Annotated in this window: 12 protein-coding genes and 1 pseudogene; all 13 read right to left on the bottom strand. The window is 36.8% G+C overall.

All coding sequences use genetic code 11. The features are described from left to right. Positions 1–114: 114 nt before the first annotated feature. A complete protein-coding gene (locus AB8S09_RS15370; RefSeq protein WP_294180825.1) occupies positions 115–342 on the bottom strand; it encodes a heavy-metal-associated domain-containing protein in 228 nt (75 codons plus the stop codon). Positions 343–431: 89 nt separating this feature from the next. Continuing rightward, positions 432–2,663: pseudogene (locus tag AB8S09_RS15365) on the bottom strand (heavy metal translocating P-type ATPase); the annotation flags it as partial. A gap of 2 nt (positions 2,664–2,665) precedes the next feature. Continuing rightward, positions 2,666–2,935 (bottom strand): metal-sensing transcriptional repressor, encoded by a 270-nt coding sequence (locus tag AB8S09_RS15360; RefSeq protein WP_294180827.1) that lies wholly within the window; start codon positions 2,933–2,935, stop codon positions 2,666–2,668. Positions 2,936–3,085: 150 nt separating this feature from the next. Next, positions 3,086–3,844, bottom strand: coding sequence for a YncE family protein (locus tag AB8S09_RS15355; RefSeq protein WP_294180829.1), 759 nt, complete (start codon positions 3,842–3,844; stop codon positions 3,086–3,088). Positions 3,845–3,930: 86 nt separating this feature from the next. Further along, a complete protein-coding gene (locus AB8S09_RS15350) occupies positions 3,931–4,584 on the bottom strand; it encodes a L,D-transpeptidase family protein (RefSeq protein WP_294180831.1) in 654 nt (217 codons plus the stop codon). Positions 4,585–4,609: 25 nt separating this feature from the next. Further along, on the bottom strand, positions 4,610–5,041 hold the full coding sequence (locus AB8S09_RS15345) for a hypothetical protein (protein WP_294180833.1): 432 nt from the start codon (positions 5,039–5,041) through the stop codon (positions 4,610–4,612). 112 nt (positions 5,042–5,153) lie between these two features. Beyond that, positions 5,154–5,672, bottom strand: coding sequence for a shikimate kinase (locus tag AB8S09_RS15340; RefSeq protein WP_294180834.1), 519 nt, complete (start codon positions 5,670–5,672; stop codon positions 5,154–5,156). A gap of 4 nt (positions 5,673–5,676) precedes the next feature. Then, positions 5,677–6,501, bottom strand: a complete 825-nt coding sequence (aroE, locus tag AB8S09_RS15335; protein WP_294180835.1) for a shikimate dehydrogenase — start codon at positions 6,499–6,501, stop codon at positions 5,677–5,679. An 80-nt stretch (positions 6,502–6,581) separates the two neighbouring features. After that, positions 6,582–7,718 (bottom strand): bifunctional chorismate mutase/prephenate dehydratase, encoded by a 1,137-nt coding sequence (locus AB8S09_RS15330; protein WP_294180837.1) that lies wholly within the window; start codon positions 7,716–7,718, stop codon positions 6,582–6,584. Positions 7,719–7,741: 23 nt separating this feature from the next. After that, positions 7,742–8,818, bottom strand: a complete 1,077-nt coding sequence (gene aroC, locus AB8S09_RS15325) for a chorismate synthase (RefSeq protein WP_294180838.1) — start codon at positions 8,816–8,818, stop codon at positions 7,742–7,744. Then, positions 8,815–10,080: a 3-phosphoshikimate 1-carboxyvinyltransferase gene (gene aroA / locus AB8S09_RS15320; RefSeq protein ID WP_294180839.1), complete on the bottom strand. Its 1,266-nt coding sequence runs from the start codon at positions 10,078–10,080 to the stop codon at positions 8,815–8,817. Before aroA ends, aroC begins: the two co-directional genes overlap by 4 nt. Positions 10,081–10,110: 30 nt before the next feature. Beyond that, positions 10,111–11,178 carry a 3-dehydroquinate synthase gene (gene aroB, locus AB8S09_RS15315; protein ID WP_294180962.1) on the bottom strand — a complete coding sequence of 356 codons (1,068 nt, stop codon included), beginning with the start codon at positions 11,176–11,178 and terminating at the stop codon, positions 10,111–10,113. Positions 11,179–11,191: 13 nt separating this feature from the next. Then, the gene (locus tag AB8S09_RS15310) at positions 11,192–12,061 is read right to left on the bottom strand and encodes a prephenate dehydrogenase (RefSeq protein ID WP_294180841.1); all 870 of its coding nucleotides are present in this window, start codon (positions 12,059–12,061) and stop codon (positions 11,192–11,194) included. Positions 12,062–12,137: the final 76 nt, after the last annotated feature.

Raw genomic sequence — 12,137 nt, 5'->3', positions numbered from 1 at the left:
TAGGTCTAGGTATATTTGAAATAATTTATTTTGGGGAAACTCTAACATATAAAAAAATGTTGGGTAAATAATTTTACCATTTACCCAACATTTCAAGATCACATTATTTATATTTTACTCAATACTTTTTACCTCATAGCCTGCATCCTTGATGGCCTTTTCTATGTCTGAGTTGTCAATCTCAGAAGACGACTTTATAACTGCAGTCTTACTGTTTAAATCCACTTTAGCACTTGAAACTCCCTTTATTGATTCCAAAGCGGATTTAACATGCTGCACGCAATGCTGACAGCTCATTCCCTCCACATGTACTGTTTTTTTTATTTTTCCTTTAAAAAACATTTTTACACCTCTCTATTTTACATTTTATATTTATTTTTAAACTGGCAGCTTTAATTCAAAGTCCCAATTTAAATCACAAGTTAAATCTTTTAACTGTATGCAGGTTTGAATCTCTTGAGCCTAAGCGCATTTAAAAGCACCGAAACCGAACTGAAGCTCATAGCTAATGCCGCTATCATGGGATTCAAAAGTGGTCCCCCAAATATGAAAAGCACCCCCATGGCAACCGGTATGCCAAGAGAATTGTATCCAAAGGCCCAAAACAGATTTTCCTTTATATTCTTTATAGTTTTTTTGCTTAAATCTATAGCCGTAACAACATCCATCAGATCACTTTTCATAAGCACTATATCTGCCGACTCCATAGCCACATCCGTACCGGAGCCTATAGCTATTCCCACATCTGCCTGGGCCAAAGCTGGGGCGTCATTTATTCCATCACCCACCATAGCTACCTTCTTGTTTTCACCCTGCAGCTTCTTCACCTCACTAGCTTTATCTTTGGGAAGGACTTCAGCAAACACTCTATCTATACCGACCTGTCTCGATATGGCCTGAGCTGTATTTTTATTATCCCCGGTTATCATAACTACTTCTATCCCGAGTGAGTGAAGCTTTTTCACAGCTTTTCTGCTATTTTCCTTGACCACATCTGCCACGGCTATTATTCCCATCAATTTACCATTTATAGCTATATACATAGGCGTCTTACCTTCGCTGGAAAGTTGCTGCCACTCTGTTTCAATGTTCTTTTGAGAAATTTTTCTGCTGGAAATAAGTTTTATGTTTCCCAGAAGCACCTCATTGTCATCTATGGAAACTTCAATACCACAACCTGGTATGGCAGCAAAGGATTTTGCATCTTCCAGCGGGATATTTCTGTTCTTAGCTTCTTTGACTATAGCCTCTCCAAGAGGGTGCTCCGATGCACTTTCGGCAGATGCAGCAATTTGAAGCAAATAATCTTCTTTTGCAGTGCCAAGCGGTATTATATCTGTAACTTTAGGCTTTCCTTCAGTTATAGTCCCTGTCTTGTCAAATACGACAGTCTGTATTTTATGGGCAACTTCCAAGGCTTCACCGCTTTTTATAAGTACACCGTACTCTGCTCCCTTGCCAGTTCCAACCATTATAGCCGTCGGAGTAGCCAATCCCAAGGCACATGGACAAGCTATTACAAGTACAGATATGAATATAGTTATTGCAAAGACAGCGGATTGCCCGGATATATACCACCCTATAGAAGCCAATATTCCCAATGCCAATACCACAGGTACAAAATAACCGGCTATTACATCCGCAAGTTTTGCAATAGGTGCTTTCGAACCCTGGGCTTCTTCCACCAATTTTATTATCTGAGAAAGTGCAGTATCTTTTCCAACTCTAGTTGCCCTGTATTTTACAGATCCATTCTTATTTATACTGGCACCTATAATCTTACTTCCCGGAGTCTTTTCAACCGGTATGCTCTCCCCGGTAAGCATCGACTCATCTACAGAAGTCATCCCTTCAATAACCTCGCCATCTACTGGGATCTTCTCTCCAGGTCTCACTACAAGTACATCCGAAACTTTTACCTCGTCAATCGGTATCCTAATTTCCCTTTCATTTTTTATTACATTTGCAGTTTTCGGGGCCAGCCCCATTAATTTTTTAATTGATTCGGAAGTTCTGCCCTTTGCCAGGTTTTCAAAATATTTTCCAAGAGTTATAAGGGTAAGTATAACTCCTGCAGATTCAAAATACATATGTCGATAGATACCGCTCTGCAATATTTTAAATACAGAAAATAAGCTGTATAGAAATGCTGCCGAAGTACCTATTGCTATAAGGGAATCCATATTGGGACTTCTTTTAAATAGGGATCTAAATCCACCTATAAAATATTTTCTTCCAACCACCATTACCGGAAGAACCAATAAAAGTTGAATCACTGCAAATTCCCGGGGATGCATCATGGGATCAATGGCACTGGTTATCATAGGGCCCATGGCCACGACAAGAAGAGGGACCGTGAACACCGCAGATATAATAAATCTTCTTTTTAATCCTCTGATTTCATTTTCTTTCTTCTTTTCCTTTTCGCCAATACTCTCTTCTTCGAGAATTTTATACCCCGCCCTTTCAATATCTTTCTTTAGGTGGTTTATTTTCATCTTGGAAGGATCAAAAGATACAGTCAGTTTTTCAGTAGCAAAATTTACATTGGCCTCTTTTACTCCTTCCACTTTCCTGCTTACCTTTTCTATTGTCCTAGCACAAGCCGCACAGCTCATTCCCTCTACCTGAAAAGTCCTGTTTTCCATTTCTAAAAAACCTTCTTTCAATTTTTATCCAGCAGTTTACTCAATAAATCCATTATTTCATCTACCTTTTCCTCTCCTGAATTGTGAAGAAAGGCATCTTTTACACAATGATTCAAATGCTGCTTCAATATAAGCAAATTTGCTTTTTTCAACAGAGCCTGAGCTGCTATTATCTGATTTGATATATCGATGCAGTACCTTCCATCCTCTATCATCTTCATTATTCCTTCAATTTGTCCCTTTGAGGTCTTCAATGCTCGAAAAGCTTTCTTTTTTTCCTCATTCACTTTTGCCTCCTCCCCACCCCTGCGGGGTGGTAATTATAAAAAATATAAAATTTAAACAAGTACTTGTTTAAATTTTATTATTGATTGATAATCATTCTAAATACATTATAACTCATATTTTAATTTTGTACATACCTTACACATATATTTTTATCTACAAAATCCCCGAGGTACATCAAGCAAATTAACTTTTTCAATATCCCCTGTACCCGGATTTATCAGTGCAACAGCTTTTTCCCTGCTCAGGGTCACCATAATATTGCCGTTGACCTTATTCAGAGATATGTCCGTAGGATATCTTCCGACCCTCATCTTCTCCGTATTCTTAAAATTTTCCGTATTTACCACAGTTATGGTGTCCTCTCCTGTATTTGCCACATAGCAGTATTTACCATCAGCAGACAAACAAAGACCTATGGGTCTCCTTCCGGAGGATATAGGCTGCAGTAAAGTATAATTTTCAGCATCAATCAAAGAAATATTGTTGTCCTTGGTATTAGTAACCATTATATAATTTTTATTGCCGACAAAGGATATTCTTGAGGGATGTTTCCCGACCTCTAATTTTTTTATGAGTTTATTGTCCTTGATATTATAAAATAATATGAATCCATTCTTATCCTCGTCATCTGCATTTAATACTACTACTGCCAAAGTCTTCCCATCTGGAGAAATCTTCACATCTTCCGGAATACCTTCTACATTGATTCTGGAAACAATTTGATTTGTAACGGAATCAATCTTACATATAGTTTTTTTCCCCGTGATTACAAAATAGCAGTTTTTGGAATTCTGTGCCTCTTTTGCCAGGGATTTTGCCCTATATCCCATAGTTGCAAAAACAACAGTTAAAAATACTGTAAGTAAGCTCAAAACCAATATGATACTATTTCTTTTGTATTTAACCATGCCAAAAGCACCCCTTATTGTTACACATATTTGATATTTTATTTTGTGCTTTTTTTATCCTATATATTCCCCCAGAATAATATTTTTCATTTATATATCTCAACGGGAGTTTTAAAGGGTGCATAATTTTTCAATATGTTCATGTCGCCGTCAGATAAAGTTATACAGCCATAAGTCCAATCATATTTGGATCCACCTCCATGTATACCTATGGCCCCTCCAAGAGGAGTGTTCCATGGAGGCTGTCTTTTATTTTCAATTGCACGCTTTATTTTTTCATATTGAGCACTGCTTATGATATTTTTGTCCAGTCCCCGCTGTGCATCTTCTATATTAGGGTAACTTATTCCCAAAAAATATGTATATTTTGTTTGGGAATTTACATAGCATATATAATAACTTCCCTCCGGCGTCTTTTTATCTCCCTCCAATTCTTTTTTACCCTGTGGAGTTTTACCAAGACCGATTTTAAACCTTCCCATCAATCTTCCATCTCCATAAAGTTCCATTATTCTCTTGCTTTTATATATTTTTATAGAGATATCATCGGGAAATTTTTCAGGCTTTTTAAAAAATATCTTTCCATATTCATTGTCTTTAAGTTGTGTACTTTCATAAGAGGTCTCTTTATTTAAATTTGCCTTAACATAACTGCTTATGGATACTGAAGAAACAAGTCCCACTAAGATCAGTCCGCATACCAAGAATAAAATGGGAAAACTTGCGCCCTTATTTTTCATTTATCTCCTCTCCTGTCTCAGCTCATCAATTTATTCCTATTATAGTTTTAATCCACTGTATTATATTCTCATTTTTCTTTTTCATATTTTCATACTGCTGGTATTTTGTATTATAATCCTTTATATCTTTATTATATTCATTTACATGAGAATTATATTCTGACAATTTGCTGTTATATGCCACTACCACGTCATTCCACTTGTGATTATATTCCCGCTTGCCGGTATTCATATCATTTTTCAGTTTCTGCAGCTCCGTGCTCTCCTTCTGCACAGTATCCCCCAAAGTATCTATTGACTTTTTATACTGCTGGAGGGTAATCTGCATATCATTTACCATTTTCGAGGTTTGGGAGGATTCTCTGGATTTTATATCCACCAAAGATGCCATAAATATAATCAATAATATTACAAGCACAACTGCAATTTCAGTTAAAATGGATTTAAATTTTTCCATAAGTATCCTCCTAGTTCAAAATTTAAGCCTTTAAAAAACTTGATTTATCTATATATATTATATAATACTATCATTATGATGAAAAATATGATAAAAAACCGGCAACTTCTCATCATATGAAGCCGTAGATTGACGTTATCAATTCAATTATATTTCCAACTACATTTTCAATAGTATCTACATTTTTAACAGAAAAATCACAACAGTCCCTATAAACAGGATACCTGTATTCAAATATTTTCTCAATCTCTCCAGCATTATTTTTTAAAAGAGGCCTGCAATTTATATCTAAATCACCAATTATATTTTCAAGAGGTCTGTCTATAAAAATTATCAACCCTTTTTTACTGAGATTAAGTATGTTTTTTTTGTTCTTTATCACTCCACCACCTGTAGATATCACAATATCTTCCCTTTTGCTCACCTGTGCTACAGCTCTTGATTCCAAATCTCTAAAAAATTCCTCACCACTTTTAAAAATCTCCGAAATAGTGCACTCCTGTTGTTTTTCTATATATTCATCTATATCTATAAAACTCTTATCCAATTCGCCGGCCAGTATTTTCCCCAAAGTAGTCTTTCCAGAACCCGGCATGCCTATCAGAACTACATTCTTATACACTCTTTTCATAAAATTACATATTCCCTTTATCTTTATGAATATTTAAAAATTCATCATATAACTCATCTACAGCTTTCAAAGATATTTTCTCTCTCTGCCAGATCTGCTGGGATGCTGCAGCTTGGGCTATCAGCATATACAATCCACTGACAGTATAAAGCCCCAATTCATCTGCCAATCTCAAAAACAAGGTATTCCGGGGATTGTATATTAAATCTACCGCCGTGTCAAATTTGTCCAGAATTTTTTTATCTACAGGAGAGCTGTCGACATCGGGATACATTCCACAGGGCGTACAATTTATTATAATATCTTTTTTCTTCATCCGGCATAGATCATCATATCCTATAACTTTAAATTTATTTCCGCGGAACTTTCCCGGATCTCTGCTCACATATGTCATACTGCCGGCTCCCCTGTCCAGGACATATCTGGCTGCAGCTTTGGAAACACCTCCTGTACCCAACAGCACTATACTCTTATTGTGCACCTCTATGCCGTACCTTTTCAGAGTCAGTCCGAAGCCATAATAATCCGTATTGTGGCCTATAAGCTTATCTCCTGAAAATTCCACAGTATTTACGGCCCCTATATTCCCTGCCTCACAGGATATATCATCTATGTATTTCATAATTTCAACCTTATAAGGTATAGTTACATTGACACCCCGACACCCAAGTATTTTTAAACTCTCCAAGCACCTGTCCAAATTTTTTTCTTTTATTTCAAAGAGATTATATTCTCCGCTCTTCCCCATAGACTTAAAAATAAGATGGTGTATTGTGGGAGAAAAGCTATGTGCCAGGGTCTTTCCTATAAGTCCATAAAAATTACTCAATTAAATCAACTCCCTTAGACAATTAACAATTTATAATTTACAATTGTCAATTGTCAATCGTAAATTATAAATTGTAAAAACTAATCCTCCTTATAACTCCCCAATAATTTAAAATATGAGCTTTCTGTCCTTATGCCCTGAAGTGCGTATTTAGTTTCAGACTTCGTCATATTGCCCTGAAAATCAATGTAAAAAAAATATTGCCAGGGTTTATTTATTATAGGTCTTGAATCTATTTTAGTCATATTCAAGTTATTTTTCCAGAAAAATTTAAGTATATTGTACAAACTTCCGACTCTATGCGGTAGAGCAACAAGAATGCTGATTTTGTCAGAGTTTTTATCGCATATCATATTTCTCCCTATTATTATGAATCTAGTATAATTATTGTTATTGTAATTTATATTTTCTTTCAATACGTGCAATCCATAAAATTCTGCAGCCTCCTTACTTGCAATGGAAGCTTTGTGCTTATTATTTTCTCTGCTCACATATTCAGCACTCTTGGCAGTATTAAAATAAGGTATAAGCTTCCACCGGCTGTGTTTCTTTAAAAACTCCCTGCTCTGCAGGAAAGCCTGACTGTGAGAATATACTTCTTCTATATCGTCAATTGAAGAGTCATAAATACCCAGTAGATTTTGAGTTACCTCAATACATTTTTCCCCGACTATATAGAAATCATATCTTTCAAGCAGATCATACACTTGAGAAATCCCGCCGGTAGAAGAATTTTCAACAGGAAGTATTCCATAATCTATATTCCCATTCCTCAGCGATTCAAAAACATCTTCAAAATCGTCAAAACCAACTGCCCTGACTTTATCCCCAAAATAGCCAACCAGGGCTTCATGACTAAAAGATGCCGGCACACCCTGAAATCCAACTTTACAGGAGCTGTCATACTTCACTGGTTCCAGTTCACCACCATATCCGCAAAATTTCTCTATTCTCTTCTTTTGAAAATTCTTACTTATGTCCATAATGTCTTTCAAAAAAATTTCCACTTCATCCACATCTGCCATAGAATATTTTTTTAAATTTGTCAGATGGATTTTTATAACTTCTTTTTCCCTATTTTCATCCAGTATATCCATACCATTCATTCTTTTATAATCGGCCACACTGGAAACCACACTCATTCTCTCCTGAAAAAGCTCAATCATCTTCTCATCTATGCTGTTTATTCTCTCTCTAAGTTCCTCTAAACTTTTCAAAATATCACCTCGCCAATTATTTCTTACATCAAATTCAATATACCTATGACAGCAGCGGCTTCTATCACCGGAACAGCCCTCGGTACAATACAGGGATCATGCCTGCCTTTTATTCTCAAAATCGCGTCCTCACCGCTTTCAATATTTACGGTCCTCTGGGCTTTTGCTATAGAAGGAGTCGGCTTCACGGCTGTCTTGAATATAAGCGGCATTCCATTGGTAATTCCTCCCAAAATTCCCCCGTTATTGTTGGTATAGGTCTTTATCTCATGATTTTCCGACATATAGTATTCATCATTGGCTTCTGAGCCTTTCATTGCAGCTATGTTGAAACCTTCTCCAAATTCCACTCCTTTAACTGCAGGAATAGAAAATAAAAGCTGGGAAAGTGTACTTTCCACTGAATTAAAAAATGGATTCCCCACACCTGCCGGCAGGTTCAAAACCATCGTTTCCACAACTCCTCCAAGAGAATCTCCCTCTTTTCTGGCCCTCAATATACTGTCTTTCATCTTTTCGCCACAGCCTTTATCCAATACAGGAAATATATCTTTTGAAAGTTTTTCAAGCGTGTTCTTATCAGTGGAAACAGCATCGAAGGAATACTTATCTTCCACGCGGCCTATACTCTTTACATGGCTCCCTATCACTATACCTCTTTCCTCAAGTACTTTTCTGCACAGTGAACCGGCAAAAACCAGAGGTGCTGTAAGTCTTCCGGAAAAATGTCCCCCTCCCCTGTAATCGTTAAAGCCCTTATATTTAACTCTGCCGGTAAAATCCGCATGACCCGGTCTCGGCATATTTGAAATTTCTTCATAATCTTCTGAATTGACATCGCCGTTCAATATCACGGCACAAAGTGGAGTCCCCGTAGATCTGCCTCTGAAACATCCACTCAGTATATGGAACTCATCATTTTCTTTTCTTGCAGTAGACAAGCTTGTATTTCCAGGGGCCCTCCTTTTCATCTGTTCTCTTATGTATCCAAGATCAATTTCAATACCAGGTTTCAAGCCGTCTAAAACTATACCGACAGCTTTTCCGTGGGATTCTCCAAAAATGGATATTTTTATTTTATTCCCCCATATTCCGCTCATAATATATTACCTCCCAAAATCATAAAATCTTTCCAAAATCCCGGATATGATTTTTTGACACATTCAGCCCCTTTTATTGTCATAGGGTTCAAACATCTTGAAGACACCGACGCCAGGGACATGGCTATTCTATGATCATCCCAGCTGTCTACCTCACCGCCAGCCAGCCTTTCCCTTCCTCTTATAAGAAGTCCATCTTCTTTTTCCAAAACATGTCCGCCAATTTTATTTAATTCAGATGATATGGCTTTAAGTCTATCTGATTCTTTAATTCTAAGTCTTCCTGCATTTTTAATTTCAGTAGTACCGCAGCTTACAGAAGCCAAAGCTGCAAGTACGGGTACAAGATCGGGGCATTGTGAAGCATCAATGGTACTGCCATAAATTCTATCGGAAGGCATGGCAATCAAACTGTTTCCCGTCCATTTAACTTTTACACCCATTTTTTTCAGTATATCCACTATCATCCTGTCACCTTGAAGGGAATCTTTTTTTAGTCCGCAGCATACAATGCCATTTCCAAGTGCTCCCATAACAAGCCAAAAAGCAGCCTGCGAAAAATCCCCTTCCACTCTATAGTCACTGCTTTCATATTTTTGTCTTCCCCTGACTACATATCTTTTAAGCCCGTCTTCACATACTTTTATTCCAAATTTTTTTAATACATCCAGTGTAATATCAACATAAGGTCTGGACTCCAATGCAGTAGTTAAATTTACCGAAGAATCTCCGTCCAATATAGGAAGGACAAATAAGAGCCCTGTTATAAACTGGGAACTTATATCCCCTCTCACTTCATAATCTCCTGGTTTTAATTTTCCCTTTAAAATCAGGGGCAGTTTCCCGTTAAAATTTTTATAATATATTTTTTGATTATCGAATATGTCGTAATAGACGTCAAGAGGTCTGTCTATAAGCTTCCCACCGCCCGTGAAAATAATTTTCTCATCAATTGCGGCTGCTATAGGTACTAGAAATCTCAGGGTGGAACCTGACTGGCCGCAATTTATATACGGATTTTTCACAGTCAGCCGGGGATTTCCTTTTACAGTTAAATTAGATTTCCCTCTATATATTTTCACGCCCAGATTTTCCACAGCATTACAGGTAGCATATATGTCTCTGGAAAAACTGATATTTTCCAAATTGCTTACACCATCACCCAATGAAGCACATATTATCGCCCTATGGCATATACTCTTAGAACTAGGTACATTTATCTTGCCATTTAATTTTGCCGGATTTATATGTACATATTCCAATATTGTCCTCCTCCTTTCATCTTATCTTATCTAAAACAGGAAGTTCTCTACTTCGGGCATTTTCACTTTCATTATCACTGCTTTCCCGGTTTCTTTTAAAACTATGAGATTTAGAATATTACCACTTAAAGACTTTTTATCCAATGCTATGGAATTCATGACAGATTGTTTATCCAAATTAGGCATGCAGGTAGGGAGTCCATATTTGTCCAATGTGAATTTCATATAATCATATGTACCGCTTTTGGTTATACCCATTTTCTCAGTTTTTCCCGTTATTGCAGTCATGCCAATAGCTATGGCTTCACCATGGCTGTACCTATCATAATTATAATATCTCTCTATAGCATGACCTAAAGTATGGCCAAAATTCAATATCATCCTGCTTCCCAAATCCATCTCGTCTATTTCTACCACCTGTTTTTTTATGCTGCAGCATTTATATATTATATCTTCAATATTAGCCAGGACATCTTCCCTGCTGGAATAGGAGTCAAGTGCCTTCAGAATGCTTTTGTCACGTATAAATCCATATTTTATAACTTCCGACATCCCATCACTAAAAAATCTGCGTTTCAAGGACGAAAGCACGTCAGGATCTATAAAAACTGCATCCGGATGATAAAAATTTCCCACCAGATTTTTGCCCCAGGGCAAATCCACGGCCACTTTCCCACCTATGCTGCTGTCTACCTGTGCCAAAATTGAAGTTGGAACCTGAATGTACTTTATGCCTCTTAAATAGGTAGCTGCGGCAAAGCCGCCCAGATCACCTACAACTCCCCCTCCAAACGATATTATAATATCATTTCTCCTTATATTAAATTTACATAAATCCCTATATACATTTTTGAGTACATCTAGGGTCTTACTCTTTTCACCGGGTTCTATGGATATTACATTTACTTCAAATCCACTATCCAAAAGTGATTTTTTTAACACGTTCAAGTACAATTTCTCCACATTATAGTCAGTAATCACGACAACATTTTTCCCTTTATAAATATCTTCCAATTTTTCCCCTATACAATTTAAAATTCCTCTTTTTATATATATCCTATAGGATTTTTCTTTAAGATTGATATCAACAACATTCATAAAATCACTGTCCTCACCTTTTAATAAGAGATTTCCTTCTGCATGCTGCATTTTCGAAAATATCCTTCAGCATGTCAGTATCTTTGCCCTTTAAAGCTGTCTTCAATCTGTCCATACTTCTTTGAAATATTTCTATTTCATCTATAAGTTTATCTGAATTCATCATAAATAACTCACTCCACAATTCAGAATTAATCTGTGCAACTCTCGTGATATCTTTAAAACTTCCCCCTATGAAGGATGACATAGAATTTATAAAATTTTCCCCGTGGGAATTTATAATTGAAACTGCTGCAGCATGTGGAAGCTGACTGGTAAACGCAATTATATCATCATGCTTTTCAGGGCTCACATAAACCACACTGCCGCATCCTATTCTTCTGGCCATTTCATCTATGATTTTAAGTCCTCTGGCCGTATTTTTATTGCTCGGGGTTATTATATAATTTGCATTTGTAAAAATATCCGCCGAAGCAAACTCTATTCCCCTGGATTCTCTGCCCGTCATGGGATGTCCTGCAACAAATTCAATGTGCCCAGGCAAAAACGAATTTATATCTCTTACCACATCTCTCTTTACACTTGAAGTATCTGTTATAATTCCTCCATTCTTAAAATTCTGCAAATTGTCTCTCACAAACTTCACCGTATCTCCAGGATAAAGAGCTGCTATAACCAAATCCACATCTTTTAAAAATTTCCCTCCACTTTCATATACCTCATCTACAATGCCCCTGTGCAGAGCATTCTTTAAAACTTTCCCATCTCTGTCTATTCCAATTATACTTCTGGGTTTTAAAGCCCTGAGAGCCATAGCATAAGATCCGCCTATAAGCCCTATCCCAACAACAGCTATGTTTATATCAAAGTCATAATCTTTCACTTTTACTCTCCCTTCAATTATATATGCCTTTTAGGCGTTTGCGAAACGCTGTAATCCGCATAAATGCGGTATATTT

Origin of the sequence: Clostridium lapidicellarium, from assembly GCF_041224415.1 — a bacterium.
Lineage (GTDB): Bacteria > Bacillota > Clostridia > Clostridiales > Clostridiaceae > Clostridium_B > Clostridium_B lapidicellarium.
Note: the sequence above shows the minus strand (reverse complement) of the source record. Positions and strands in the feature narration are given on the sequence as shown.